Here is a 26,852-nt window from a genome sequence, read left to right as displayed (position 1 = left end):
AGTGCCAATCATGTTCGGTCGTAACGCAAAGACGGAAATTGACAGCCTGGTCGGAATTTCCGCCCGGATCGAAGGAAACCTGTGTTTCACCGGGGGGCTGCGCATTGACGGCGAAGTCAATGGCGATGTGATCGGCGGCGACAGTGCCGAAAACGTGCTGATCGTGTCGGAACATGCGCGCATCGCCGGCAACGTGCACTGCGCCACGCTGATCGTCGAAGGCTATATCGCAGGCGACGTGTATGCGACCGAACTACTTGAATTACAGCCGAAAGGCCGCATCATAGGCAATGTCCACTACAAGCGGCTCGAAATGCACAGCGGCGCCACCGTCGCCGGGACGCTCACCCACCAGGAGTCGGGCGAGCCGGAATTCCATCTTGCGATGTCGCCCCCCAGTATCTTCAAGGTATCCGAAGCGTGAGGGACGCCAACAGTCTATAATGACTCAAATTGTTTCCAGTAGGAGTATCACATGAACGCAGTTGCCGAAGCCCCAGACGTAATGCCAGCCCCGATCATCTTCACCGACAGCGCAGCCCAAAAAGTTGCTCAGCTGATCGAGGAAGAGGGCAATCCCGACCTGAAATTGCGCGTTTTCGTGCAAGGTGGCGGCTGTTCCGGCTTCCAGTACGGCTTTACCTTCGATGAAATCGTCAACGAAGACGACACCACCATGGTCAAGAATGGCGTGCAACTGCTGATCGATTCGATGAGCTACCAGTATCTGGTGGGCGCGGAAATCGATTACAAGGATGACCTCGAAGGTGCGCAGTTCGTCATCAAGAACCCGACCGCCACCTCGACCTGCGGTTGCGGTTCGTCGTTCTCGGCGTGACGGCCGCAGTCACGCTTTACGCGGGGTACAGGGCGCCCAGGATTCTGGGTCCCTTTGCTCCCGTCACGGCCGGCAGATTGCCCGCTTCGCGTTGGGTGAAGCGGTAACCTAGCCACGCAAACGCCAGCGCTTCCACCCGGTTGGGCTCCACGCCCAGCACCGCAGTCGATTCCACCCGTGTTTTCCCACCCAGCGCCGCCGTCAAGGCGCGCCGCAGGGCGCTGTTGTACGCGCCGCCTCCGCAGACGTACACCGCTTCCACTTCGTGCGCACTTTCCAGGATGGCGTCGGCAATGCTGTGCGCGGTGAGCGCCACCAGCGTGGCCTGCACGTCTTGCGCGGCCAGCGGGCCAGCCTGGTCCAGCATGGCGTCCAGCCACGCAGCATGAAACAGGTCGCGGCCCGTGCTCTTGGGCGCCGGACGGGCAAAATAGGGTTCACCCAGGAATCGCGCCAGCAGGTCGTGGTTGACACTGCCGGCGGCGCCCCAGGCTCCGTCAGCGTCGTAATCGCAGCCTTGGTGGCGTCCAATCCATGCATCCATCAGAGCGTTGCCGGGGCCGGTATCGCAACCGCTGACGCGCCCGTCCGCGTGCAGCACGCTGATGTTGGCAATGCCGCCAATGTTGACCACGACGCGGTTTGAGCCCGCCTTGGCAAAGCATGCCTGATGAAACGCGGGCACCAGTGGCGCGCCCTGGCCGCCTGCGGCCACGTCGCGGCTGCGCAGATCGGCAATGACGTCAAGGCCGGTTAGTTCGGCCAGCAGGGCGGCATTGTTGGCCTGCACGGTAAAGCCGAGTTCCGGACGGTGGCGGATGGTCTGGCCATGCGCGGCGATTGCCGCGATGGGCCGGTCAGCGGCGGGCTTGAGCACTTCCACGCAGGCCGCGTAGCAAACGGCAAGGTTGTTGGCGGAGATGGCTTGGCGCAAGATTTCATCCGGGCCGGCCGCTTGCAGGGCCATCAGGCTGGCGCGCAGTTCGGTGCTGAAAGGAATGAAGGCGGCGGCGATGGTCGAGATGCTGTCGTCGGCAAAGTCGGCCAGCACGCCGTCGACGCCGTCCATGCTGGTGCCGGACATTAAACCGATGAAAAGGGAGGAAGTCGTCATGCACCCAATCATACAGGGTGCGCGGAAAAACAAAAGGGCCCGGAAAACCGGGCCCAAATTTTTGTACTACCGTTGCACGACTGTTTCCGTCAGCGCACTGCCATCGCCGTGCCGGTTGGCCGCAGCAGGGCAAACCGATGCGTCATGTCGTTGGCGGCCATCTGGAAGCGAGCCATTTCCGAACTCGACAGTGGTGCCTGTGCCAGTACCTTGACCGACAGCGGGTCGCGTGCTTCGTTTCCAACTCGGAATTCATAGTGCAGGTGGGCGCCCGTGGACCAGCCGGTCGAGCCGACATAGCCGATAACATCACCTTGCTTGACCTGCTGGCCGCGCCGCATGCCCGTGGCAAAGCGGCTCATGTGGCCGTAGGCGGTGGTGTAGTTGGCCCAGTGCTTGAGGACGATGAAATTGCCGTAGCCGCCCTGAACACCGGCGAAATCGACCACGCCGTCGCCCGAGGCGCGAATCGGCGTACCGAGCGAGGCGGCAAAGTCGATGCCCTTGTGGGCTTTCCATTCGCCGGTAATCGGGTGCACGCGGTTCGAGAAACCCGACGAAATACGCGAGAACTCAAGCGGCGACTTGAGGAAGCCCTTCTTGAGCGCCTTGCCGTCGAAGGTATAGTAGCCGCCGCCCTGCTTGGTGACCGGATCTTCATACCAGACGGACTGATACGTCACGCCGCGGTTGGTAAATTCGCCAGCCAGGATGCGGCCTGCGCGTACCATTTCGCCGTCTTGCCAAAACGTTTCGTAGACGACGTTGAAGCGGTCGCCTCTTTTCAGGTCGGTACGAAAGTCTATGCTCGTCGAGAACATTTCAACGATCTGGGCCACGATGGTATCGGGCAGCTTGCCGCCGTCGGTGGTGGAGTCCGTCGCGCTGTACAGGGACGTGGTGATTTCGCGGGCGCGCATTTCGACGCGACGCTCGAGCTGCACCGGGGACGCCTTGGCCACGAACTTGTCGCCCTGGCGGGTGATCATCACCTGGGTGACCGGGTTGTCGCTGGCATCGACGAGGGTGCCGCGCAGCCATTGCAGGTCGCCGTTTTCATCCGTTTGCGCCTGGACCCGCTTGCCGGTCTTGAGCTGCATGATGGTCTTGGCGGTTTTGTCGGATTTGATGAACTGGGCTGCGGCAGGATCGTCAACGCCGAGGCGCTGGAGCAGAACGGCAAGCGTGTCGCCTGCGCGGATTTTCTCTTCGTGAATGAAGCTCTGCTCGTCTTTTTGAAGCGCAGCGATCTGATCGGCCAGGTTCGGCAGTTCGAGGTCTTGCGCGATCGACTTGACCGGCAGGTCCGACGCGTCGGGAGCCAGAGGCGCTACGCCCGCGGCGCCGAAGGCGCACACCGTGAGGAAGACCGCACCAGCGCGCGTGATGCGGGCCTTGCGTGTGCTTCCTAGTAGTCCGGTCCAGCTTTTGGCTGTGATTTTATGTATAGGGTTCATGCAATCAGTTAAAATTTGCCGCTTGAACATTCACGAAGAGCGCTACTTTTTCTTGTTGTTATTATGTTTAGTTTTCGTCGGGCAAGATTAATCGGATCGAGCATTATATCAAATAATTGAAGTAGCCCAACTTTTTCGTTATTCCGCCTCATTCTGTTATAAGTTAAACATGACCATTCCTGTATCCTCCAAGACTGTCGCCACCCCTTCCTTGCCCCTGACGGACAGTGTTTTGGAAGCACTTGCAATCACCAAACGCGGTGTGGACGAACTGCTCATCGAAAGCGAATTTGCTCAAAAACTGGCCCGGTCGGAACAGTCCGGCAAGCCGCTGCGCATCAAACTGGGCCTGGACCCCACCGCGCCCGACCTGCATCTGGGGCACACGGTGGTACTGAACAAGATGCGGCAATTGCAAAATCTGGGTCACCAGGTGATCTTCCTGATCGGCGACTTCACGTCGATGATCGGCGATCCCTCGGGACGCAACATTACGCGCCCGCCCCTGACCAAGGAGCAAATCGAGCTCAATGCGATGACCTATTTCAAGCAGGCGTCGCTGGTGCTCGACCCGGCGCGCACGGAAATTCGCTACAACTCCGAATGGTCCGACCCGCTGGGCGCGCGCGGCATGATCGAACTGGCGTCGCGCTACACGGTAGCCCGGATGATGGAACGGGACGATTTTACCAAGCGCTACAAGAGTGGGACACCGATCTCGGTCCATGAGTTCCTTTATCCTTTGATGCAAGGCTACGATTCGGTTGCTTTAAAGGCTGACCTTGAGCTGGGTGGAACAGATCAAAAATTCAACTTGCTGGTTGGCCGCGAGCTGCAGAAGGACTATGGCCAGGAGCAGCAGTGCATCCTGACCATGCCCTTGCTGGAAGGCCTCGATGGCGTCGACAAGATGTCCAAGTCGAAGAACAACTATATAGGTATCACCGAGCCTGTCAATATGATGTTCGGCAAGCTGATGAGCATTTCCGACGTCATGATGTGGCGTTATTACGAATTGCTGTCATTTAGTTCCCTGGCCGACATTGCTGCGCTGCAGGCGCAAACCGACGGTGGCCGCAATCCGCGCGACGCAAAAGTGGCGCTCGCCAAGGAAATTGTCACCCGATTCCATTGCGCACAAGCGGCCGACGATGCGCTGGCCGATTTCGTCAACCGCTCCAAGGGCGGCGTTCCCGACGATGTGCCCGAAGTGGCAGTGTCGGGCGCACCCATGGGCGTGGCGCACTTGCTGAAACACACCGGTCTGTGCGCCTCCACCGGCGAAGCGATGCGCATGGTGGACCAGGGCGGGGTGCGGATCGATGGCGCCGTCGTCACCGACAAGGCATTGCAAGTGCAGGCCGGCACGATTGTGCTGCAAGTGGGAAAACGCAAGTTCGCCCGTGTTACCCTAAGCGCATGATCGCTTTGCTGCAACGGGTCAGCCAGGCCAGCGTTTTGGTCGACGGCCAGTTGATCGGCGCGATCGACGCCGGCCTGATGGTGCTGGTGTGCGCCGAGCGGGGCGACAGCGAAAAGGAAGCTGACCTGCTGTTGGTCAAGTTGCTCGGCTACCGCGTGTTTGGCGATGCCGCGGGCAAGATGAACCTGAGCGTGGCCGACGTGGCCGGCGCCTTGTTGCTGGTTCCGCAATTTACGCTGGCGGCCGACACCAAGTCGGGCACCCGGCCATCTTTTACGCCGGCGGCAGCGCCCGCCGACGGCTTGCGCCTGTTCGACTATTTTGTTGGCCAGGCAAGAGCACGCCACGCAACAGTGCAGACCGGCCAGTTCGGCGCGGACATGAAAGTGTCGCTGACCAATGACGGCCCGGTGACTTTCTGGTTGCAGGTGGCGCCCAAGTGAAACCTGTGGACCGATTTGTGGTCAATATCATCAGGGCAGGGAGGTTGCGATGAGATTGTGGAGTGATTCTTTTACCGAAGGCGGGGCCATACCGGCGGAATGCGCATTCGCCGTCATCGATCCGACCACGCGCGTGCGCCTGGCAAGCAACCGCAATCCGCACCTGGCCTGGGATGACGTGCCGGCCGGCACGCAGTCGCTGGTCTTGCTGTGCCGCGACATCGATGCCCCTTCCATCGCCACCGATGTCAACCAGGAAAGGCGGGTGGTTCCCCTGGAGTTGCCGCGCGTCGATTTTTATCACTGGACGCTGGTCGATATTCCCGTGGCCATGCGCTTCATTGCGCTGGGCATGTTTTCCGAACTGGTCACGCCGCACGGCAAGAGCGGGCCGCTGGTGCCGTTCACGGTTAAAAACGGCACGGAGCATCAGCTGCGCCAGGGCATCAACGACTACACCAGCTGGTTCCTCGCCGATCCGGCCATGGCCGGTGAATATTACGGCTATGACGGCCCGTGCCCGCCGTGGAACGATGAGCGTGTGCACACCTACTTGTTTTGCCTGTACGCCCTCGATGTGCCGCAGCTGGGCCTGAAAGGGCGCTTTACCGGGGCCGAGGCGCGGCGCGCCATCCGCGGCCACATTCTTGATGAAGCACAAATTTTTGGCGTGTATTCGCTCAATCCCGACCTTGCCGACACGCTCGATTAAATGCCCATCACACAAATTGTATTGATCCGCCATGGCGAAACCGCCTGGAACGCCGAACGCCGCCTGCAGGGCCATATCGACATCGCCTTGAACGGGGAAGGCTTGCGCCAGGCCGCTGCCCTGGCCGGCGCGCTGGCGGCGGAGCACTTCGACGCCATCTATGCCAGCGACCTGCAGCGCGCTCACCAGACGGCAGAGGCGCTGGCCAGGCGGCAAGGCATGCTGGTGCATGCCGACAGCGGCCTGCGCGAACGCTGTTACGGCGGCTTTGAAGGGCTGTTGTATGCCGAGATCGAACTGCGCTTCCCGCGTGAATTTGCCGCCTGGCAGGCGCGCGACATCGACAGCGTGATGCCGGCCGGCGTGCGCGAGGCGGAAAGCTTTCGGCAGTTTTACCGGCGCTGCGTGGACGCCATTGCAGGCATTGCCGAGCGTTATCCCGGGCGCAAGCTGGCGCTGGTTGCCCATGGCGGCGTGCTCGAGTGCGCTTACCGCTCGGCGCTGGGACTGTCCTTGGAAACGCCGCGCGACTTTCCCGTGATGAACGCGAGCATCAACCGTTTCAGCGTGCACGGCGGGGTGTTGTCGCTGCACAGCTGGGGCGAAGTAGCCCACCTCAAAACCGGCGTGCTGGACGAACTTGGCTAACAGCGCGGCTAACGGCGCGGCAGGCCCCGGGGACCTGCCTTTTGAAGACTTTGCAAGCATTCAATCGATCTAGAAAGCATTTGCTTCATAATAAATAGTGCTTATTATTTGAGCAGTAAATCGGGTAAAATAGTCGGTTCCCTCCAACCTTCCGGTCTTTGCCTGTGCATATTGGTCCTTACTTGTTGCGCAATAATGTTTTCGTTGCCCCCATGGCGGGCGTGACGGATCGGCCGTTCCGGCAACTGTGCAAGCAGCTCGGCGCCGGCTATGCCGTCTCCGAAATGGCGGCGTCCAACCCGCGCCTGTGGGCCACCGAAAAAAGCACGCGTCGCCTTGACCATGAAGGTGAAATGGAACCGAAGGCGGTCCAGATCGCCGGTGCCGTGGCGCAAGACCTGGCCGACTGCGCCAAATTCAACGTCGACCGCGGCGCCCAGATCATCGATATCAATATGGGCTGCCCGGTCAAGAAGGTGTGCAACAGCTGGTGTGGCTCGGCGCTGCTGCAACATGAAGACCTGGTCGAAAAAATCCTGGACGCCGTGGTACGCGCCGTCGATGTGCCGGTCACCCTCAAGTTTCGCACCGGCTGGAACCGCGAAAACAAAAATGCGCTGCGCATTGCCCGCATTGCCGAACAGGCTGGCATCCAGATGCTGACGCTGCACGGACGCACGCGCGCCGACGGCTACCAGGGCGAAGCCGAGTACGACACGATTGCCGCCGTCAAGGCGTCGGTGCGCATTCCCGTGGTGGCCAACGGCGACATCACGACCCCCGAAAAAGCGCGATTGGTGCTGGCCCAGACTGGCGCCGACGCCGTCATGATCGGGCGCGCGGCGCAAGGGCGGCCGTGGATCTGCCGCGAGATCGACCATTTCCTGCGCACAGGCGAATACTTGCCGGCGCCCTTGGTCGATGAAGTGCGCACCTTGATGGACGAACACTTGCAGGCGCACTACGCGTTTTACGGCGAATTTTTAGGCGTGCGCACGGCGCGCAAGCACATCGGCTGGTACGTGCGCGATCTTATCGGCGGTGAAGAGTTCCGGCAGCAAATGAACTTGTTGGAGTCCACAGAACAACAGTTGCGCGCAGTAGATGTTTTTTTCGAATCTCAACATAGTTTCGACGAGCGGTTACAATACCGGCCCGCCAGCATTTCGCAAGTTGCATTGGCAGCATAAATTGGCAGAATAAAAACGCCAGGAAACAAGCATGTGGGGCAACGCTGCCAGCAAGAGCAGCGCTTAGAAACTAATCCAGCCAAGTGAAGCACGAAAACATGAGCAAAGAAAGTATCCAGGAAGTCGTCCAGAAAAGTCTTGAAGAGTATTTCAATGACCTGGGCGAACAGCAAGCGACGAACATCTACGATATGGTCGTGCTGACCGTCGAACGGCCGATTCTCGAAGTCGTCATGACGCGCGCGGAGGGCAACCAGTCCCACGCGGCCCAGATGCTGGGCATCAATCGCAATACCTTGCGAAAGAAGCTGCAGGAACACGGATTGCTCTAACAGCATTAGCACACTGAGTGGCCCGTGCTACCGTCGCGCGAGCCAATCGCGCGTGGCGCGCCAGTGCATCGAATTCTCATCAACTAGGCCACTCTTATGATCAAACAAGCTCTCCTTTCCGTTTCCGATAAAACCGGCGTACTCGAGTTCGCGCGCGCCTTGTCCGCCAAGGGCGTCAAGCTCCTGTCCACCGGCGGCACCGCCAAGCTGCTGGCCGACAATGGCGTGCCGGTTACCGAAGTGGCGGACTACACGGGCTTTCCGGAAATGCTCGATGGCCGCGTCAAGACGCTGCACCCAAAAGTGCACGGCGGCATCCTGGCCCGCCGCGATTTCCCCGAGCATGTCGCCAAGCTGACGGAACACGATATTCCCACCATCGACATGGTGGTGGTCAACCTGTATCCCTTCCAATCCACCGTGGCCAAGGAAGCGTGCTCGCTGGAAGACGCGATCGAGAACATCGACATCGGCGGCCCGACCATGCTGCGTTCGGCGGCCAAGAACCACAAGGATGTGGTCGTGGTCTGCGACCCGGCCGACTACCAGCGCGTGCTGGAAGAAATGGACGCGGGCGAGATTGCTTATGACACCAAGTTCATGCTGGCAAAAAAGGTTTTCGCGCACACGGCGCAATACGACGGCGCCATCACCAATTATCTGACCAGCCTGGGTGAAGACAAGGCGCACGCGACCCGCGCCGCCTATCCGCAGACGCTGAACATGACGTTTGAAAAAGTGCAGGACATGCGCTACGGCGAAAACCCGCACCAGTCGGCTGCCTTTTACCGCGACCTGGCGCCGGCGGCCGGCTCCTTGTCCGCCTACACCCAGTTGCAAGGCAAGGAGCTGTCGTACAACAATATTGCCGACGCCGATGCCGCGTGGGAATGTGTCAAGTCGCTGGGCGGCCTGGGCCAGAGCGCCGGTTGCGTCATCGTCAAGCATGCCAATCCTTGCGGCGTGGCCATCGGCGTCGATGCGCTCGACGCTTACAGCCGCGCGCTGCAGACTGATCCGACGTCCGCTTTCGGCGGCATCATTGCACTCAACGTGGAGCTGGACGGCAAGACCGCCGAAGCGATTGCCAAGCTGTTCGTGGAAGTCTTGATCGCCCCGTCGTTCTCGAGCGAAGCGCGCGCCATCATGGCGGCCAAGCAAAACGTTCGCTTGCTGGAAATTGCCTTGGGCGCCGGACAAAATCCGTACGACGTCAAGCGCGTTGGCGGCGGCTTGCTGGTGCAGTTGCCGGACGCTAAAAATGTGGGCCTGGGCGAATTGCGCGTGGTCACCAAGGCTCAGCCTACCCAGCAACAATTGCAGGACATGATGTTCGCCTGGCGCGTGGCCAAGTTCGTCAAGTCGAATGCGATCGTATTCTGTGCCAACGGCATGACGCTCGGCGTGGGCGCCGGCCAGATGAGCCGTATCGATTCGGCCCGCATCGCCTCGATCAAGGCGCAAAATGCGGGCTTGACGCTGGCAGGTTCGGCCGTTGCGTCGGATGCGTTTTTCCCGTTCCGCGATGGCCTCGACGTGGTGGTCGATGCGGGCGCGACCTGCGTGATCCAGCCGGGCGGCTCGATGCGCGACCAGGAAGTGATCGACGCCGCCGATGAGCGGGGCGTGGTCATGCTGTACACGGGCGCGCGCCATTTCCGCCATTAATCAGCCCTGACATTGGCCCACTGCGTCGCCCTCGCGTGAGGGCGACGTTGATGCATGGTTCGAAATTTCCTTACCAAATTTCCCACCAAACCTTGCTCGCCGGTATAACATTCGGAGATGATTATTCTTGGCATTGATCCAGGCCTGCGCACCACGGGTTTCGGTCTGATTGAAAAGCAGGGCAACAAGTTGCGCTACATCGCCTCCGGCACCATCAAGACGGTGTCCGAAAGCGAGCTTCCCGGTCGCCTCAAGATCATTCTCAACGGTATCGCCGAGATCATCCGCACCTACCAGCCCGATTGCGCGGCGGTAGAGAAAGTGTTTGTCAACGTCAATCCCCAGTCCACCTTGCTGCTCGGGCAAGCGCGCGGCGCGGCGATCACGGCGTTGGTCGCGTCCGACCTTGATGTAGCCGAATACACCGCGCTGCAAGTGAAGCAAGCTGTCACAGGCCACGGCAAGGCCGCCAAGGATCAGGTGCAGGCCATGGTCGCGCGCCTGCTGGTGCTGCCTGGCTTGCCCGGCACCGATGCCGCCGACGCACTCGGCGTTGCCATTTGTCACGCCAACAGTGTCGATGCGCTGGCGCTGCTCGGCGCCTTGGCGCCATCGCTTTCCGGCCTGCGCATGAAGCGCGGCCGTCTCGTATAAGGGTTCCCATGATCGGACGTATTTCCGGAATTTTGCTTGAAAAAAATCCGCCGCAATTGCTGGTCGATTGCAATGGCGTAGGCTACGAAGTCGACGTGCCGATGAGCACCTATTACAACCTGCCGCAACTGGGCGAAAAGGTCACGCTGTTTACCCACCAGGCGATCCGCGAAGATGCGCATTTGCTGTTTGGCTTTGGCAATGCAGCCGAGCGCGCCGTCTTTCGCCAACTGATCAAGATTACCGGCGTTGGTGCGCGTACGGCGCTGTCGATTCTGTCGGGCATGACGATCGCCGACCTGGCGCAAGCGGTCACGCTGCAAGAAGCCGGGCGCCTGGTCAAAGTTCCCGGCATCGGCAAAAAAACAGCCGAGCGTTTGCTGCTGGAATTGAAAGGCAAGCTGGGCGCGGAACTGGGCACGCCGGGCGGCGTGGTGCAGCACGACGCCCAATCGGATATCCTCAATGCGCTGCTCGCTTTGGGGTATTCTGACAAGGAAGCAGTGGCCGCGCTGAAGAACATGCCGGCTGGCAGTACCGTTTCCGACGGTATCAAGTTTGCGCTCAAGGCGCTATCCAAAGGTTAACAGTACGTCATGAGCATTCAGACCGACGATTTCAGCGAGCAGCGTATTATTGCCGCCACACCGGCTTCGCCCAATGAAGAGGCGATCGAGCGCGCATTGCGGCCCAAGCATCTCGATGAATACGTGGGGCAGGAAAAGATCCGCGGCCAGCTTGAAATTTTCATCGCGGCGGCGCGCAAGCGCAAGGAAGCGCTGGACCATACCTTGCTGTTCGGACCGCCCGGCCTGGGCAAGACCACGCTGGCGCACATCATCGCCCGTGAAATGGGCGTGAACCTGCGCCAAACCTCGGGCCCGGTGCTGGAACGCCCGGGTGACCTGGCCGCCATCCTGACCAACCTGGAAGCGAACGACGTCCTGTTCATCGATGAAATCCACCGCCTCTCACCCGTGGTCGAAGAAATCTTGTACCCGGCGCTGGAAGACTACCAGATCGATATTATGATCGGCGAAGGGCCGGCGGCGCGCTCCGTCAAGCTCGACCTGCAGCCGTTCACGCTGGTTGGCGCCACCACCCGCGCCGGCATGCTGACCAATCCGCTGCGCGACCGTTTCGGTATCGTCGCGCGGCTCGAATTTTACAATCCGGCCGAGCTGACCCGCATCGTCACGCGCAGCGCAGCGCTGCTCAACGCGCCGATCGTCGAAGAAGGCGCGCGCGAAATTGCCATGCGTGCACGCGGTACGCCCCGCATCGCCAACCGCTTGCTGCGCCGGGTGCGCGACTATGCAGAAGTCAAAGGCAATGGCGAAATTACCAAGCCCATGGCGGATGCCGCGCTCGTTATGCTCGACATCGATTCAGTGGGCTTTGACGTGATGGACCGCAAGCTGCTCGAAGCGGTGCTGTTCAAGTTTGGCGGCGGCCCGGTCGGCATCGGCAATCTGGCGGCGGCGATTGGCGAAGAGAGCGACACCATTGAAGACGTGCTCGAGCCTTTCCTGATCCAGCAAGGTTATTTGCAGCGCACGCCGCGCGGACGCATCGCCACGCCGCTCGCTTACCAGCACTTTGGCGTGGCCGCCCCGCGCACCAGCCCGAGCGGCGACTTGTGGGATAACCTCAACGGCTAGCAGTGCTGGGCAGCGCTATTGCTGTGGATATGAAAGGCAAGTCGCACATGATGCAAATTTGGGTCGATGCCGACGCCTGTCCGGTCGTCATCAAGGAGATCTTGTACCGCGTGGCGGAACGGCTGCAGCTGAACGTTACCTTGGTGGCTAATCAATTGATGCGCGTACCTGCATCGCGCTTCGTGCGCGCCGTGCAAGTGCCTGCGGGATTTGATGTGGCCGACGCCGAGATCGTACGCCTGCTGGCGCCGGGCGACCTGGTTGTGACGGGCGACATTCCACTGGCCGCCGATGTGCTGGCCAAGGGTGGCTTCGCGCTCAATCCCCGCGGCGAATTCTATACGGTGGACAATATCGCGCAACAACTGACGATGCGCAAATTCATGGATGAATTGCGCGGCAGTGGTGTCGATACGGGCGGCCCCGCGCCCTTCGGCCAGGCCGACCGCCAGCACTTTGCCAATCAGCTCGACCGCCACCTGCACCGCCACGCCAAACGCCAATGAGCAAACAGGCAGCTCACATAGCGCTGCCGTGAATGGCGGCCGTGTAATGTTAAGGCGCGTCCCGCATGAAGCCGACCGCTTCGCCATTGCCTGCCGTGGCGAAAATTTCCTTGTACGCCATGTAGGTAGCGCACAGCACGACCGGATACACAAAAATCAATCCGATGCCCAGCGGCAGGCTGCCGACGAAGGTGGCAACCCAGGACAGCACATAGAAAATAATGAACGCGGGGAAGTTCTTGACTGCGGCGGCAAAGCTGAGGCGAATCGCATCGACTGGCGCGGTGCCCTTCAGGACCACCAGGGCGGGGGCGAGCCAGAGCGCCATGACCACGGGAATCGAGAGCAGCATCATTAGCAGCAAACTGATGGCGCCCAGGGCCATGGCAAGCAATGGACTGGCAAAGACGGAGACCAGCACGGCCGCGCCCAGCACCGAGCCCAAAAACGCAATGGCCACGCCCATGCCGGCGGCGATCAGCGCCAGCATCCACAGCGGTGTGATGTTGGCCGCTTTTTGCGCGGCGGCCAGCACGTCCTGCCCATCCTCGCATGCGCGGCAAAAGAGCATGAGGGCGCCGGTGGCGAGAACGCCCAGCATGGTGGCCAGCCCGCTGCCCACAAGGGGAATCTTCTGGAGGATAAAGGTCACGATGAACAGCACCAGGCCAGCAATGATCAGCTCGCCAGGTTTTTTCATAAACAAGTTAAAGCCTGCCGCGATCCATTCGATGCCGCGGTTGATGTCGACGTGGCGAATGGTGGTAACCTTGTCTGGCGTGACGATGCCGTCTTCAGTGTGCATGTGAATCCCTTGAGTTTGTCCGGTGCGAAATGCAGGCCGATTATGCGGTGCAAATGCAGTTCTGGCAATTTTTTCGGATTGACAAACTCTGGCCGGTGCGCATTGGGCGCGGTGAGGCCTCAGTCCTGGCGGACCCAGGTCTGCGAACGGCCCAGCATGGGCACGCCGACATAGCCGCGCACGCTCATTTTTTTGCCGCCGTCGAGCAGCGTCAGCTTGCTGCGGTAGACCTTGCCGGAATCGGGATCGAGGATTTCGCCGCCGCTGTATTCATCGCCGTTTTTGTGCAAGCCGGACATGAACACCATGCCCAGCACCGGCTGATCCTTGTGGGCGCCCTGGCACTTGTCGCAGCGCGGATTGGGGTTTTGGCCGGCGGCCAGGAACAGTTTTTCAATCTGGCCCCGCACTTCACCCTTGTTTTCGGTGATCCGGATCAAGGCCTTGGGCTTGCCGGTGACGTCATCGATATTTTTCCAGAGTCCGACCGGGGATGCGTCTTGCGCAAAGGCAGGCGCCGCCAGCAAGATGATCAGGCTGGCGCAAAACAGGGTCTTCATGGTCGGTCTCCGGGAAAGGTCGTCAATACAGCCCTACAGTTTAGCAAGTTGCTCGCGCAATTTGGCAAGTGTTGCTGAAAAATTGACGAGCCGCTCGTTTTCCTGCGCCACCACGGCCGCCGGCGCGCGCGCGACAAAGCTCTCATTGCCCAGTTTGGCGTTGACCTTGGCAATTTCGCCGTCGATGCGGACGATTTCCTTGCCGATCCGCTCGCGCTCGGCGGCCACGTCGATCTCGACCTTGAGCATCAGCTTGGTGGTGCCGACCACCGACACGGGCGCCGGCGAATCCGGCAGCGCATCGACGATGTTCACTTCCGACAGCTTGCCCAGCGAGGCAATATAGGGCGCGAACGATTCCAGGCGCGCGCGCTCAAGCGGATCGTGGGCCTCGATAAACAGCGGCACGCGCACCGAGGGCGCCAATTGCATTTCGCTGCGCAAGTTGCGCGGAACGTCCGTCAGCGCTTTGAGTTCGCCCATCCAGGCTTCGGCCGCTTCATCGATCAGCGCGCTGTCGGCAATAGGATACGGCTGCAGCATGATTGAGCCAGAATCTGTATCAAGTTGCTTGCCCGCCAACGGGGCGATGGTTTGCCACAACGCTTCGGTGACGAACGGCATCAGCGGATGCGTCAGTCGCAGCGCCACTTCCAGCACGCGCAGCAGCGTGTTGCGGGTAGCTTGCTGCTGCGCCGGCGTTCCCTGCGAGACCTGGACTTTGGACACTTCCAGGTACCAGTCGCAATACTCGGTCCAGACAAACTTGTAGATGGCCGCGGCGATATTGTCGAAGCGGTAATCCGCGAAGCCTTTCGCCACCTCCAGTTCAACCCGCTGCAGCATCGACAGGATCCAGCGGTCGGCCAGCGACAAGGCCGCGTCGTTCGGCGTGCAATCGTGGCCTTCGGTATTCATCAGCACGAACTTGGTCGCATTCCACATCTTGTTGCAAAAGTTGCGGTTGCCTTCGCAGCGGCCCAGGTCAAAGTTGATGTTGCGGCCAAGCGAAGCGTAGCTGGCCATCGTGAAGCGCACGGCGTCGGTGCCATACGGCGCGATGCCCGCCGGGAATTCCTTGCGCGTAGCCTTGGCGATTTTTTCCGCGTCGCGCGGGTTCATCAGGCCGGTGGTGCGCTTGGCCACCAGCGACTCAAGATCGATGCCGTCGATCAAATCGATTGGGTCCAGCGTGTTGCCTTTCGACTTGGACATTTTCTGGCCGCTTGCGTCGCGCACCAGGCCGTGCACATACACGGTTTCAAACGGCACCTTGCCGGTGAAGTGGGCGGTCATCATGACCATGCGCGCAACCCAGAAAAAGATGATGTCAAAGCCCGTCACCAGCACGGAAGAGGGCAGGAACATCTTCATGTCCGGCGTTTCCTCTGGCCAGCCCATGGTCGAGAACGGCACCAGCGCGGACGAGAACCAGGTGTCGAGCACGTCGTCGTCGCGCCGCAGCGGCGCCGTCACGCCGGCGGCGAGCGCCTTGGCGGTGGCTTCGGCCTCGGTCTTGGCCACGAAAATATTGCCGGCGTCGTCGTACCAGGCCGGGATCTGGTGGCCCCACCACAGTTGGCGCGAGATGCACCAGTCCTGGATGTTGTTGAGCCACTGGTTGTAGGTCGTGCTCCAGTTTTCCGGAACAAACTTGACTTCATCATTCGCCACTTTTTCCAGCGCCACTTCGGCAATCGACTTGCCTGGAAAGAAAGTGCCTTCCGGCGCAGGTTTGCTCATTGCCACGAACCACTGGTCGGTCAGCATCGGTTCGATGACCACGCCAGTGCGGTCGCCCCGCGGCACCATCAGCTTGTGCGGCTTGACCTCGACCAGGAAACCCTGGGCGTCGAGGTCGGCCACGATTTGCTTGCGCGCAGCGAAGCGGTCCATGCCGCGGTAGGCGGCGGGAGCGGCATCGCTGATCCTGGCGTCGAGCGTGAGCACCTCGATCATCGGCAGCTTGTTGCGCTGGCCGACCTGGTAATCGTTGAAATCATGGGCCGGGGTAATCTTGACGCAACCGGTGCCGAATGCCTTGTCGGCGTATTCGTCGGCGATCAGGGGGATTTCGCGGTCCGATAACGGTAACTTGAGCATCTTGCCGACCATCGCGCTGTAGCGCTCGTCGGTCGGGTCGACCGCCACGGCAACGTCGCCGAGCATGGTTTCAGGGCGCGTGGTGGCCACCGTGATGGCGCCGCCGCCGTCGGCCAGCGGGTAGCGGATGTACCACATGAAGCCGTCTTCTTCTTCCGACACCACTTCCAGGTCCGACACGGCGGTGCCCAGTTTCGGGTCCCAATTGACCAGGCGCTTGCCGCGGTAAATCAAGCCTTGTTCGAACAGGCGCACGAAGACATCGGTGACAACCTTCGAGCGTGGCTCATCCATCGTGAAATATTCGCGCGCCCAGTCGGGGGAGGTGCCCATGCGGCGCATCTGGCCGGTAATGATGTTGCCCGATTTCTCCTTCCACTCCCACACTTTCTCGACGAATTTCTCGCGGCCGAGGTCGTGGCGCGAGATTTTCTGCGCATCGAGCTGGCGTTCGACGACGATCTGGGTGGCGATGCCCGCATGGTCGGTGCCCGGAATCCACGCGGTATTAAAGCCGCGCATACGGTAGTAGCGGGTCAGGCCATCCATGATGGTCTGGTTGAAGGCGTGGCCCATGTGCAAGGTGCCGGTGACGTTCGGCGGCGGCAACTGGATCGAGAAGGATGGCTTGGCAGCATCTTGGGTGGCGGCAAAGTAACCGCGCTGTTCCCACTCGGTGCGCCAGAACTGTTCAATGTCGGCTGGCTCGAAAGACTTGGCTAATTCCATGGTTTTATCGTGTAATTTTTGCGAAAGGAACCATTATAGTAGGACTGCCATCGGTCAACGCTGCAGCGCAAAAAAAAGTCCCCCAAAGCGGCCCGTACGCTTGCCTCCACCCTGTTTCCTCTGTTGCCAGTACACCAGGATCAGACCACTTTTGCCGTTTTGCAAAAGTGGTCTGACCCTGGTGTACAGGCAACGAGCTTCCCTGGGGAAAGGCAGGGATGTGGGAATTTCTATAGTGCCATGGATGCATGCGGTTATAATGCATTCCGCTGCCGCAAGGTGGCACACACGCTAGGGGTCCTGCAAGTCGCAATGTTGCGATGCGCGGGTGAGAAACACCCTCTGAACCTGATCTGGATAATGCCAGCGAAGGGAAGCTTGTGAGCGGCACGCTTGCCTTCCAGGGACGCGTGCCGCTCCTGTCTTCTTTTGCTGGCTCCTGCAAGCAAAAGGAGCCACATGAATGCCCCACTGAAGTTCGATTCCGCCACCGCCGTGGTGGACCAGGCCGCCATCACGCCGCTGCCCAATTCCCGCAAGATCTATGTCGAAGGCAGCCGGCCCGATATCCGCGTGCCGATGCGCGCCGTCAGCCAGGCCGATACGGCCGCCTCGTTCGGCGCTGAGCCCAATCCGCCCGTCTACCTGTACGACACCTCCGGCCCCTACTCGGACCCGCGCGCGGCGATCGATATCCGCTCGGGCCTGGCCGCGCCGCGCCTGCCTTGGATCGTCGAGCGCGGCGACACCGTTCAGCTCGACGGCCCCAGCTCGGCCTACGGGCGCGCCCGCCTGCAAGACGCCGAGCTGGCCAAGCTGCGCTTTCACCTGCACCGCACGCCGCGCCGCGCCAAGGCCGGCGCCAACGTCACCCAGATGCACTATGCGCGGCGCGGCATCGTCACGCCCGAAATGGAGTTCGTCGCGATCCGCGAAAACCTGCGGCGCCAGGAGTACCTGATCGAACTCGAAGCGTCCGGCCCGATGGGCAAGCGCACCGCCGCGCTGATGGGCCGCCAGCACCCGGGCCAGTCGTTCGGCGCCAGCATTCCAGATCTGATCACGCCCGAATTCGTGCGCGAGGAAATCGCGCGCGGCCGCGCCATCATCCCGGCCAACATCAACCACCCGGAAAGCGAGCCGATGATCATCGGGCGCAATTTCCTGGTCAAGATCAATGCCAATATCGGCAATTCGGCGGTGACGTCGTCGATCGGCGAGGAAGTGGAAAAAATGACCTGGGCCATCCGCTGGGGCGCCGACAATGTGATGGACCTGTCCACCGGCAAGCACATCCACGAAACGCGCGAATGGATCATCCGCAACAGCCCGGTCCCGATCGGCACGGTGCCCATTTACCAGGCGCTGGAAAAGGTCAACGGCAAGGCCGAAGACCTGACCTGGGAGATTTTCCGCGACACCCTGATCGAACAGGCCGAGCAGGGCGTCGATTACTTCACCATCCACGCCGGCGTGCTGCTGCGCTTCGTGCCGATGACGGCCAAGCGCCTGACCGGCATCGTCTCGCGCGGCGGCTCGATCATGGCCAAGTGGTGCCTGGCGCACCATAAGGAATCCTTTTTGTACACCCACTTCGAGGATATCTGCGAAATCATGAAGGCCTACGACGTCGCCTTCAGCTTGGGCGACGGCCTGCGCCCCGGTTCCATCTACGACGCCAACGATGAAGCCCAGCTGGCCGAACTGAAAACCCTGGGCGAACTGACCCAGGTCGCCTGGAAGCACGAAGTGCAGGTCATGATCGAAGGCCCCGGCCACGTGCCGATGCAGCTCATTAAAGAAAACATGGACCTGCAGCTCGAGCAGTGCGGCGAGGCGCCGTTCTACACGCTCGGCCCCCTGACAACCGATATTGCGCCCGGGTACGACCACATCACCTCGGGCATCGGCGCGGCGCAAATCGGCTGGTACGGTACCGCCATGCTGTGCTACGTGACGCCCAAGGAGCATCTGGGCCTGCCCAACAAGCAGGACGTCAAGGACGGCATCATCACCTACAAGATCGCGGCCCATGCGGCCGACCTGGCCAAGGGCCATCCGGGCGCGCAAATCCGCGACAACGCGCTGTCCAAGGCGCGCTTTGAATTTCGCTGGGACGACCAGTTCAACCTGGGCCTGGACCCGGACAAGGCGCGCGAATTTCACGACGAGACGCTGCCCAAGGATTCGGCCAAGGTGGCGCACTTTTGCTCGATGTGCGGCCCGCATTTCTGCTCGATGAAGATCACCCAGGAAGTGCGCGAATACGCCGCCGCCTTTGGCGTGAGCGAGGTCGACGCGCTCAAGCAGGGCATGGCAGTCAAAGCCATCGAGTTCGTGAAAAACGGCGCGCAACTGTACCGCAAGGCGTAACCATGATCGATATCGAAGTAAACGGCGAACCCAAAACCGTGGCCACCTGGATGACGCTGCAGGAACTGATCGAGCACCTCGCCGTGCCCAACCAGGCCGTGGCGCTGGCGGTCAACCGCAACGTGGTGCCGCGCCAGCTGTGGAAAATGCGGGTGCTGCTCGCGCAAGACAAAATTGACATCGTGCGCGCCATTGGCGGCGGCTGAAACCCATGGAGACAATCATGAAACAAGACGACATGCTGACCATCGCCGGCAAGGCTTACCGATCGCGCCTGCTGGTGGGCAGCGGCAAATACCGCGACCTGGCGCAAACGCGCGCGGCCACCGACGCGGCCGGCGCCGAGATCGTGACGGTGGCGATCCGGCGCGTGAACATCGGCCAGGACGTGAACGCGCCCAGCCTGCTCGACGTGCTGCCGCCCGACCAGTACACCATCCTGCCCAACACCGCCGGCTGCTACAACGCCAAGGATGCGGTCTATACGCTGCAAATGGCGCGCGAACTGCTCGGCGGGCGCAAACTGGTCAAGCTGGAAGTGCTGGGCGACGAAAAAACGCTGTTTCCGCACATGCCAGAAACGCTGCTGGCGGCCGAAACGCTGGTGCGCGACGGCTTTGACGTCATGGTCTACTGCAGCGACGACCCGATCCAGGCGCGCATCCTGGAAGGCATCGGCTGCGTGGCGATCATGCCGCTCGCGTCCCTGATCGGTTCGGGCATGGGCATCCTCAATCCGTGGAATTTGTCGCTGATTATCGAGCAGGCCAAGGTCCCGGTGCTGGTCGACGCCGGCGTGGGCACCGCGTCCGACGCGGCCATCGCCATGGAACTGGGGTGCGACGGGGTGCTGATGAATAGCGCCATCGCGCTCGCGCGCGACCCGGTGCGCATGGCCGGCGCCATGCGTCTTGCGGTGCAGGGCGGGCGTGAAGCGTTTCTAGCCGGGCGCATGCCGCGCCGCTTTGCCGCTTCGCCCTCGTCGCCCGTGGCCGGGCGCATGACGTGACGAGCGGGGGCACCTGCGTTTCGGTGCTGGTCTTTTCCGGCCTCGATCCTTCGGGCGGGGCCGGCATCGCGGCCGACCTGGCCGCCATCGCCGCGCACGGCGTGCACGCGCTGCCCATCATCACGGCGCTCACGGTGCAGGACCAGAACCGTGTGTATGGCGTCGAGCCGGTCGACAGCGCCATGCTGGGGCGCCAGGCCGACGCGTTGACGGGCGCGCTGCGCATCGACGCCGTCAAGATCGGCATCCCGGGCAGCGGCGCCAACGCTGAAGTCATCGCCCGCATCATCGCCCGCCTGCGTGAAAAGAACCCGCGCCTGCCCGTGGTGCTCGACCCGGTGCTGGCCAGCGGCCATGGCGACGCGCTCGCCGTGGGCGACGCGCGCGCCGCGCTGGCGCCGCTGCTGGCGCTGGCCACGCTGGTCGTGCCCAATCTGGCCGAGGCCGCGGCGCTTGACTGTTCGCCGTGCCCGCACGTGCTGGTCACCGGCGGCCACGGCGACGGCCCGTTCGTGATCAACCGCTATCTGGGCGCGGGCCACGGTCACCACGATCGACTCTGGCGCTGGCCGCGCCTGCCCGGCCAGTTTCACGGCAGCGGCTGCACGCTGGCCGCCGCCATCGCGGCCCGGCTGGCGCTGGGCGACGACATCGGCGCCGCGCTCGGCGCCGCCCAGGCCTTTGTGCACGCCACGCTGGCCGGGGCCTACAGCATCGGCCCCGGCCAGCGCATCCCGCGCCGCATCCAATCCTGGACCCCAAGCTTGGACCCTGAACCCGGAATCGATCGATGGTAAATACTATGCAAGGCCTGTACCTGGTCACCCCCAACTGGGACGACACCGCAAAACTGCTGGCCTGTACCGAACGCGCGCTGGCCGCCGGCGCCGCCCTGGTCCAGTACCGCCACAAGCACGCCGGCGCCGAACTGCTGCGCCAGCAGGGCGCCGCCTTGCTGGCGCTGTGCCGCCGCTACCGCCGCCCGCTGGTCATCAACGACCATGTGGCGCTGTGCCTGACGCTCGACGCCGATGGCGTGCACGTGGGCGGCACCGATGTGTCGGTGGCCGAGGCCCGCGCCGCGCTGGGGCCCGACAAAATCGTCGGCGCTTCCTGCTACGGCGACCTGGCGCTGGCGCGCGAAGCCGAACGGGCCGGCGCCAGCTACGCCGCCTTCGGCGGTTTTTACCCGTCCACCGTCAAGCAGTACAGCGTCAGCACCGAGCCCGACATCGTGCTGCACGCGCGCGCCGCACTGGCCGTGCCGGTGGTGGTCATCGGCGGCATGACGAGCGCCAACGCCGCCCCGCTGGTCGAGCGCGGCGCGGCCCTGGTCGCGGCCATTACCAGTGTCTACATGGCCGACGATCCGGGGGCGGCCGTGCGCGCTTTCGACGCACTGTTCGCGCGCGCTGGACACAGGGCAACAATATAGGGCAAACTTCTGGCTCACCAACACGATGTAATCGAGGAAATCTTGCCCATGAGCGCCGCTCCCGCCGTCAAACGCCGCATCCTCGTCGTCGATGACGATCCGCTCCTGCTCACTTTCCTGACCGAAGTCATCGGCCACGCCGGCTACGACACCGTCACCGCCTCGTGCGCCGAGGAAGCACTGGCCGTCATCGCCACGGGCGAGCCCGACCTGGCCTTGCTCGACATCACCATGCCCGGCATGAGCGGCCTGGAGCTGGCGGCAAGGCTGAAGGCAGACACCAGCGTGCCGTTCATGTTTCTCTCGGCCGTGGACGACAGCGAGTCGGCGCGCCAGGCGGCGGCGCACGGCGCGGTCGGCTACCTGGTCAAGCCGGTTGACGCGGCGCGCCTGATGCCGGCTTTCGAAGCAGGCCTGGCGCGCGCCGACGATATCCGCCAGCTGCGCCGCACCGAAGTGAACCTGAATGCGGCGCTGGTCGCCGGGCGCGAAACCAGCGTGGCGGTGGGCCTGTTGATGGGCAAGTTTCAGACCGACCGCAACACCGCCTTCGAGGTGCTGCGCGACCATGCCCGTTCGAGCCGGCGCAAGATTAATGAAGTGGCCGACCAGTTGCTGGCGGCCGAGGAGACGCTCAACAGCCTGCACAGCGCCTTTGCCGAGCGGCTGAAAGCAAAGTCATCCTGAGCGCTGGAATATTGATGGAATTTCTACTATGCGCAGAATAGACAAATTCTATCGATAAGTTGCATCAGTGCAAGGCAGGCTTGCGCTATGATCTGTTCAGCGGCGTCTAATTTGTTTGCCGCTCGTTGTCCCCACGGTGTTCGCCCCAAAAACGCGCACGCCGCGCGACCCAACCCAGCCGCCTTGTGCACGCGGCGCCAAGTATCTTCCTGTCGGCCCAGCTCCGCCGCTTCAGTTCCCGAACCTGATGCGCGCACAGCTTGGCGCGCCCGGATTCGGCCGTTTGTTTGTCCGAATACGAAAGGAAGTTGCCATGAAGCCGACGCACCCTGCCACCCATTGCCTGTCAGCCGCCCGCCACTTGGTGCGTAGCGGCAAGGCCGGCACGCTGGCCTGCGCCCACACACCGGCGCGTCACCGGACGGCGCCAGGGCAGGCGGATGCCGCCCTCGTCGCCGCTGTTGCCGCTGTTGATGTTGCTCTAACTGTTGCTGTTGCTTGCGCTACCCGGGGCGCCGCCAAACAATATCGGCAACTGGCGCCGGCCGACACTGGGTTTCCGCGCGTGCTGCATATCGACACCCAAACCGGCACCGCCGCCGTGCTCGCCAGCCTGCTTGGCAGCGGCGTGCACGTCACCCACGTTGGCACGCTGGCGCAGGCGCGCCGGCTGCTGCAGGAGCAGATTTTTTCGCTGGTGATCCTCGATCCTGCCTTGCCGGACGCCGCCGCGAGCGCGCTGCCGGAGCTGCAAACGCTGCTGGACGGCACGCCCTTGCTGGTCTATACCGACCAGCCTGTTGCCTGGCGCGACGCTTTGCCGAGCGTGCGTTTGTCGAAATCGTCGACCACGGCGCGCCAGCTGTGGACGGCAATGTCCGCCATGCTGTGGAACACAAGCGCACTGAGCGCGGGAGACTAAGGATGAGCAAAGTGCTCAAATCGATCCTGTACGTGGAAGACGACCTGCACGTACGCACCACTGCCAAGCTGGTGATGGAAGTGATCGGCAAGTTCGACGTACGCGATTGCAGCTCGGGGCGCGAAGCGCTGCTGGCCGCGCGCGACTTCGCGCCCGACCTGATTTTGCTCGACGTGCTCATGCCCGAGCTGGACGGCGTCACTACCCTGACCATGCTGCGCCGCATGCCGCACCTGGCGCACGTGCCGGCGCTGTTCGTCACGGGCCTGACCTCGGAAGCCGACATCGCGCGCTACATGGACGCCGGCGCCATCGGCGTGATCCCGAAGCCGGTGCTGCCGATGCGCCTGACGGGCCAGTTGCATTCCATGTGGAACAAGCACGAGGCTGCGCTCACTTGAGGATGCGCTGGCATGGCGCGCCCCGGCTTGCTATGATGGTGAACACCCATTCTTCAGGCCCGGAAAAAACATGAAAACCAAAGCAGCGATCGCATGGAAGGCGGGACAACCGCTGACAATTGAAGAGGTAGAACTGGAAGGCCCGAAAGAAGGCGAAGTGCTGGTCGAAATCAAGGCCACCGGCATTTGCCATACCGATTACTACACGCTCTCGGGCGCCGACCCGGAAGGCATTTTCCCGTCCATCCTGGGGCATGAAGGCGCCGGCATCGTGGTTGATGTCGGCCCGGGCGTAAAGAGCATCCGCAAGGACGACCACGTCATTCCGCTGTATACCCCGGAATGCCGCCAGTGCAAATTTTGCCTCTCGCAAAAGACCAACCTGTGCCAGTCGATCCGCTCGACCCAGGGCCGCGGCCTGATGCCCGACGCCACCAGCCGCTTTTCCATCGACGGCAAACCGATCTTCCATTACATGGGCACGTCCACGTTCTCGAACTACATCGTAGTGCCCGAAATCGCGCTGGCCAAGGTGCGCTCGGATGCGCCGTTCGACAAGATCTGCTACATCGGCTGCGGCGTGACCACCGGCGTGGGCGCGGTGCTGTTTACGGCCAAGGTGGAGGCGGGCGCCAACGTAGTCGTGTTCGGGCTGGGCGGAATCGGCCTGAACGTGATCCAGGCCGCGCGCATGGTCGGCGCCGACAAGATCATCGGGGTCGACATCAACCCGGGCCGCCAGGAGATGGCGCGCAAGTTCGGCATGACGCACTTTGTCAACCCGACCGAGGTCGAGAACGTGGTCGATGCCATCGTCGGTCTTACCGACGGCGGCGCCGACTACAGCTTCGAGTGCATCGGCAATGTGACGACCATGCGCCAGTCGCTCGAGTGCTGCCACAAGGGCTGGGGCCAGTCGATCATCATCGGCGTGGCGGCGGCTGGGCAAGAGATCTCGACGCGGCCGTTCCAGCTGGTGACGGGGCGCGTGTGGAGGGGTTCCGCGTTCGGCGGCGCGCGCGGGCGCACCGACGTGCCCAAGATCGTCGACTGGTACATGGAAGGCAAGCTCAATATCGACGACCTGATCACGCACCGGCTGCCGCTGGAGCGGATCAATGAAGGGTTTGATCTGATGAAGAGCGGCGAGTCGATCCGGTCGGTGGTGCTGTACTGATTCCTGGCAGGGGCTTGTGCAAAGAGTAGGTCGGAATGCGCTTTCGCTTTTCCGACCTACAACGCCGCTCCCGCGGTGCCAAACTCCCGCAGCGCCTCCCGGTAATTGCGGCTCAGCGTCAGCCTGCTCCCGTCGCTCATCATCACCAACAGATCCCCGCCAAACCACGGCAGCAGCTTTTTCACGTGGTCCAGGTTCACGATATGCGACCTGTGAATGCGCCTGAACACGGTTCCGTCCAGCCGCTCCAAGATCCCCGCCATCCGTTCGCGCATCAGGTGCTCGCCGCCGACCGTATGCAGCCGTATGTAATTGCCCTCGGCGCTGATATGCATGATGTCCGCCGCGCGCACCAGGTGTTGCGCCTCTCCGCTGCGCACCAGAATGCGGTCCTGTCCGGACCTGGCTGCGGCCACTTCCTTGAGCACCGCCCCCAATTGATCCCGGAACTGTTCCTGCCCGGCGCCCAGCCAGCGCCTGGCCTTGTCCATCGCCACCGTAAAGCGCTGCTGGTCGAACGGCTTGACCAGGTAATCCATCGCGTTGGCGTTGAAGGCGCCCAGCGCATAATGGTCGTACGCGGTTGCGAAGATGGTCGCCGGCATGTTCGCCGCGCCGATGCGCGCGGCCACTTCCAGCCCGTTCAGCTCCGGCATTTCCACGTCCAGAAACACCAGGTCGGGCGTCAATCGCGCGATGTCGTCGCACGCTTGACGCCCGTTGCGCGATTCGCCCACCACCTCGCAATCAATATGGCCGGCTAGGAACTGCGACAGGCGCTTGCGCGCCGACGTTTCGTCATCGGCCAGCAGCACGCGGATAGGGGCGCTCATGCCGCCGCGCGCAGCGGCGCGCGCAGGGGAATGCTGATGCGCGCGATGGTGCCGCACGCCGAGCGCACCAGCGCCAGTTCCTGGGCGGCGCCATACAGCGCTTCCAGCCGCGAACGCGTATTGCTAAGGCCGATGCCGAAGCCTTTCTGCTGCGCCGCCTGGGGCGGGGCGTCGTCTTCCACTTCCAGCAGCAGCGAGGCGCCCCGCGCGTAGGCGCGGATCACGATGCGCCCGCCGTCGGCGCGCGGCGCCACGCCGTACTTGATCGCGTTTTCCACCAGCGGCTGCAAGATAAAGGGCGGAATCGACTCGTCCTGCAAATGGTCGGGAATCGCCCATTCGACCGCGAGGCGCTGCTCAAAGCGGATTTTTTCGATATCTAGGTAGGCCTCGATGAAGCTTATCTCCTGCTTGAGCGTGACGAGCGGCTTGTCCGATTCGCGCAGCGAGGTGCGCAGCATATCGCTGAGGCGATTGAGCATGCGGTCGGCGGTGGCAACGTCATAGTGCATCAGCGAGCCGATCGCATGCAAGGTATTGAACAGGAAGTGCGGCTGCAGCTGCAGCTTCAGGCTTTGCAGCTGCGCGCGCACACAGGCGGTCTTGTGTTCGGCGATCTGCAAGTCGCGCCGGCGCGCCAGCTTGAGAGCGTCGTTCAACTGGACGATGCCGACAAAGCCGAAGTAGGTCAGCAGACCAATGTGGAAGCAGTTTTGAAAGGCGATGAAGATCAGCTGGTAGGCGGTTTTGTCCATGAACGCCGTGGTCAGGCCGGCAAACAGCCAGTGCCCCAGCGTGATGTCGATCTGGGTGGTGACGCCGCCCAGCAGAAGATGAAACAGCCACGAACGCCAGTGCATGCGCAGCGGATAGCGCCGGATCAGCGGCAGGACCAGCAAGCCAAGCAGCGCCCAGGCGCCGAAGTGCGCGGCATTGAAGACGAAGTTCATATACAGCGGCACGTCGAAGATCGCGCGCAAGAAATTGTAGCCGCCCGCAAGCGCCCAGGCGCCCCAGTAAATGCGCGGGGGCAGGGTACGCAGGCTCGTTAGCATGGCTGTCAGTGGCGGTGGCATGGGAAGTGGGCGCAGTTTGCTAGTGTAGTGCGTCATAAATAATAAGACTTATTATATATATGCATGTATCCTTGTCATATGGAGGGGAAATCATGC

Annotated in this window: 29 protein-coding genes and 1 riboswitch; of the genes, 22 read left to right on the top strand and 7 right to left on the bottom strand. The window is 62.1% G+C overall.

Features of this window, described 5'->3' with window-relative positions; translation table 11 throughout:
* The first annotated feature begins 10 nt into the window (after positions 1-10).
* Both ACP7BV_RS16220 and erpA read left to right on the top strand, forming a co-directional pair.
* Complete coding sequence (locus tag ACP7BV_RS16220; protein ID WP_426105274.1) at positions 11-424, top strand: bactofilin family protein; 414 nt, start codon at positions 11-13, stop codon at positions 422-424.
* 51 nt (positions 425-475) lie between these two features.
* Entirely contained in the window at positions 476-838 is a 363-nt protein-coding gene (gene erpA / locus ACP7BV_RS16215) for an iron-sulfur cluster insertion protein ErpA (RefSeq protein ID WP_426105273.1), read from the top strand.
* Between the two features lie 16 nt (positions 839-854).
* Here erpA and ACP7BV_RS16210 read toward each other — a convergent pair whose 3' ends face one another.
* Both ACP7BV_RS16210 and ACP7BV_RS16205 read right to left on the bottom strand, forming a co-directional pair.
* On the bottom strand, positions 855-1,952 hold the full coding sequence (locus ACP7BV_RS16210) for an anhydro-N-acetylmuramic acid kinase (protein WP_426105272.1): 1,098 nt from the start codon (positions 1,950-1,952) through the stop codon (positions 855-857).
* Between the two features lie 89 nt (positions 1,953-2,041).
* A complete protein-coding gene (locus ACP7BV_RS16205) occupies positions 2,042-3,409 on the bottom strand; it encodes a peptidoglycan DD-metalloendopeptidase family protein (protein ID WP_426105270.1) in 1,368 nt (455 codons plus the stop codon).
* 169 nt (positions 3,410-3,578) lie between these two features.
* Here ACP7BV_RS16205 and tyrS point away from each other — a divergent pair, with 169 nt between their 5' ends.
* The 11 genes from tyrS (at position 3,579) to ACP7BV_RS16150 (ending at position 12,646) form a co-directional block, all read left to right on the top strand.
* Positions 3,579-4,832 (top strand): tyrosine--tRNA ligase, encoded by a 1,254-nt coding sequence (tyrS, locus tag ACP7BV_RS16200; protein WP_426105269.1) that lies wholly within the window; start codon positions 3,579-3,581, stop codon positions 4,830-4,832.
* Positions 4,829-5,275, top strand: coding sequence for a D-aminoacyl-tRNA deacylase (gene dtd, locus ACP7BV_RS16195; protein ID WP_426105266.1), 447 nt, complete (start codon positions 4,829-4,831; stop codon positions 5,273-5,275). Before tyrS ends, dtd begins: the two co-directional genes overlap by 4 nt.
* 49 nt (positions 5,276-5,324) lie before the next feature.
* On the top strand, positions 5,325-5,987 hold the full coding sequence (locus tag ACP7BV_RS16190) for a YbhB/YbcL family Raf kinase inhibitor-like protein (protein ID WP_426105264.1): 663 nt from the start codon (positions 5,325-5,327) through the stop codon (positions 5,985-5,987).
* The gene (locus ACP7BV_RS16185) at positions 5,988-6,635 is read left to right on the top strand and encodes a histidine phosphatase family protein (protein ID WP_426105262.1); all 648 of its coding nucleotides are present in this window, start codon (positions 5,988-5,990) and stop codon (positions 6,633-6,635) included.
* Positions 6,636-6,799: 164 nt separating this feature from the next.
* Positions 6,800-7,825: a tRNA dihydrouridine synthase DusB gene (gene dusB / locus ACP7BV_RS16180; protein ID WP_426105260.1), complete on the top strand. Its 1,026-nt coding sequence runs from the start codon at positions 6,800-6,802 to the stop codon at positions 7,823-7,825.
* Between the two features lie 98 nt (positions 7,826-7,923).
* The gene (locus tag ACP7BV_RS16175) at positions 7,924-8,157 is read left to right on the top strand and encodes a helix-turn-helix domain-containing protein (protein ID WP_426105259.1); all 234 of its coding nucleotides are present in this window, start codon (positions 7,924-7,926) and stop codon (positions 8,155-8,157) included.
* 96 nt (positions 8,158-8,253) lie between these two features.
* Positions 8,254-9,825: a bifunctional phosphoribosylaminoimidazolecarboxamide formyltransferase/IMP cyclohydrolase gene (purH, locus tag ACP7BV_RS16170; RefSeq protein WP_426105257.1), complete on the top strand. Its 1,572-nt coding sequence runs from the start codon at positions 8,254-8,256 to the stop codon at positions 9,823-9,825.
* A 117-nt stretch (positions 9,826-9,942) separates the two neighbouring features.
* Complete coding sequence (gene ruvC / locus ACP7BV_RS16165) at positions 9,943-10,479, top strand: crossover junction endodeoxyribonuclease RuvC (protein WP_426105256.1); 537 nt, start codon at positions 9,943-9,945, stop codon at positions 10,477-10,479.
* Positions 10,480-10,487: 8 nt separating this feature from the next.
* Positions 10,488-11,066 carry a Holliday junction branch migration protein RuvA gene (gene ruvA / locus ACP7BV_RS16160; RefSeq protein ID WP_426105255.1) on the top strand — a complete coding sequence of 193 codons (579 nt, stop codon included), beginning with the start codon at positions 10,488-10,490 and terminating at the stop codon, positions 11,064-11,066.
* A 9-nt stretch (positions 11,067-11,075) separates the two neighbouring features.
* Entirely contained in the window at positions 11,076-12,140 is a 1,065-nt protein-coding gene (gene ruvB, locus ACP7BV_RS16155) for a Holliday junction branch migration DNA helicase RuvB (protein WP_426105254.1), read from the top strand.
* Positions 12,141-12,190: 50 nt separating this feature from the next.
* Positions 12,191-12,646: a YaiI/YqxD family protein gene (locus ACP7BV_RS16150; RefSeq protein WP_426105395.1), complete on the top strand. Its 456-nt coding sequence runs from the start codon at positions 12,191-12,193 to the stop codon at positions 12,644-12,646.
* 49 nt (positions 12,647-12,695) lie between these two features.
* Here the strand turns inward: ACP7BV_RS16150 and ACP7BV_RS16145 are convergent, their stop codons facing one another.
* The 3 genes from ACP7BV_RS16145 to ACP7BV_RS16135 all read right to left on the bottom strand — a co-directional run bounded on the left by ACP7BV_RS16145 (position 12,696) and on the right by ACP7BV_RS16135 (position 16,843).
* Positions 12,696-13,451 carry a BPSS1780 family membrane protein gene (locus tag ACP7BV_RS16145; RefSeq protein ID WP_426105253.1) on the bottom strand — a complete coding sequence of 252 codons (756 nt, stop codon included), beginning with the start codon at positions 13,449-13,451 and terminating at the stop codon, positions 12,696-12,698.
* A gap of 119 nt (positions 13,452-13,570) precedes the next feature.
* Complete coding sequence (locus tag ACP7BV_RS16140; RefSeq protein ID WP_426105252.1) at positions 13,571-14,011, bottom strand: DUF2147 domain-containing protein; 441 nt, start codon at positions 14,009-14,011, stop codon at positions 13,571-13,573.
* A gap of 33 nt (positions 14,012-14,044) precedes the next feature.
* Entirely contained in the window at positions 14,045-16,843 is a 2,799-nt protein-coding gene (locus ACP7BV_RS16135) for a valine--tRNA ligase (RefSeq protein WP_426105251.1), read from the bottom strand.
* A gap of 283 nt (positions 16,844-17,126) precedes the next feature.
* Positions 17,127-17,235: riboswitch (TPP riboswitch) on the top strand.
* 67 nt (positions 17,236-17,302) lie between these two features.
* Here ACP7BV_RS16135 and thiC point away from each other — a divergent pair.
* The 9 genes from thiC to ACP7BV_RS16090 all read left to right on the top strand — a co-directional run bounded on the left by thiC (position 17,303) and on the right by ACP7BV_RS16090 (position 24,847).
* Entirely contained in the window at positions 17,303-19,216 is a 1,914-nt protein-coding gene (gene thiC / locus ACP7BV_RS16130) for a phosphomethylpyrimidine synthase ThiC (protein WP_426105249.1), read from the top strand.
* A gap of 2 nt (positions 19,217-19,218) precedes the next feature.
* On the top strand, positions 19,219-19,422 hold the full coding sequence (gene thiS, locus ACP7BV_RS16125; protein ID WP_426105248.1) for a sulfur carrier protein ThiS: 204 nt from the start codon (positions 19,219-19,221) through the stop codon (positions 19,420-19,422).
* A gap of 17 nt (positions 19,423-19,439) precedes the next feature.
* Entirely contained in the window at positions 19,440-20,225 is a 786-nt protein-coding gene (locus tag ACP7BV_RS16120; protein ID WP_426105247.1) for a thiazole synthase, read from the top strand.
* The gene (thiD, locus tag ACP7BV_RS16115) at positions 20,222-21,022 is read left to right on the top strand and encodes a bifunctional hydroxymethylpyrimidine kinase/phosphomethylpyrimidine kinase (RefSeq protein ID WP_426105245.1); all 801 of its coding nucleotides are present in this window, start codon (positions 20,222-20,224) and stop codon (positions 21,020-21,022) included. The genes ACP7BV_RS16120 and thiD overlap by 4 nt, the downstream gene beginning before the upstream one ends.
* 5 nt (positions 21,023-21,027) lie before the next feature.
* Positions 21,028-21,660, top strand: coding sequence for a thiamine phosphate synthase (thiE, locus tag ACP7BV_RS16110; RefSeq protein ID WP_426105394.1), 633 nt, complete (start codon positions 21,028-21,030; stop codon positions 21,658-21,660).
* Positions 21,661-21,708: 48 nt separating this feature from the next.
* Entirely contained in the window at positions 21,709-22,347 is a 639-nt protein-coding gene (locus ACP7BV_RS16105) for an ANTAR domain-containing response regulator (protein WP_426105244.1), read from the top strand.
* Positions 22,348-22,660: 313 nt separating this feature from the next.
* On the top strand, positions 22,661-23,269 hold the full coding sequence (locus tag ACP7BV_RS16100) for a hypothetical protein (protein ID WP_426105242.1): 609 nt from the start codon (positions 22,661-22,663) through the stop codon (positions 23,267-23,269).
* Between the two features lie 2 nt (positions 23,270-23,271).
* Positions 23,272-23,670 (top strand): response regulator, encoded by a 399-nt coding sequence (locus tag ACP7BV_RS16095; RefSeq protein WP_426105240.1) that lies wholly within the window; start codon positions 23,272-23,274, stop codon positions 23,668-23,670.
* Positions 23,671-23,740: 70 nt separating this feature from the next.
* On the top strand, positions 23,741-24,847 hold the full coding sequence (locus ACP7BV_RS16090) for an S-(hydroxymethyl)glutathione dehydrogenase/class III alcohol dehydrogenase (protein WP_426105239.1): 1,107 nt from the start codon (positions 23,741-23,743) through the stop codon (positions 24,845-24,847).
* Between the two features lie 56 nt (positions 24,848-24,903).
* On the opposite strand, the gene ACP7BV_RS16085 is transcribed toward ACP7BV_RS16090, so the two are convergent.
* Together ACP7BV_RS16085 and ACP7BV_RS16080 are read right to left on the bottom strand one after the other, a co-directional pair.
* Entirely contained in the window at positions 24,904-25,680 is a 777-nt protein-coding gene (locus ACP7BV_RS16085; RefSeq protein WP_426105237.1) for a LytR/AlgR family response regulator transcription factor, read from the bottom strand.
* The gene (locus ACP7BV_RS16080; RefSeq protein ID WP_426105236.1) at positions 25,677-26,735 is read right to left on the bottom strand and encodes a sensor histidine kinase; all 1,059 of its coding nucleotides are present in this window, start codon (positions 26,733-26,735) and stop codon (positions 25,677-25,679) included. Before ACP7BV_RS16080 ends, ACP7BV_RS16085 begins: the two co-directional genes overlap by 4 nt.
* Between the last annotated feature and the right edge of the window lie 117 nt (positions 26,736-26,852).

This window comes from Massilia sp. TSP1-1-2, assembly GCF_049896185.1.
In the GTDB taxonomy this organism is placed as follows: Bacteria; Pseudomonadota; Gammaproteobacteria; order Burkholderiales; family Burkholderiaceae_D; genus Telluria_A.
Note: the sequence above shows the minus strand (reverse complement) of the source record. Positions and strands in the feature narration are given on the sequence as shown.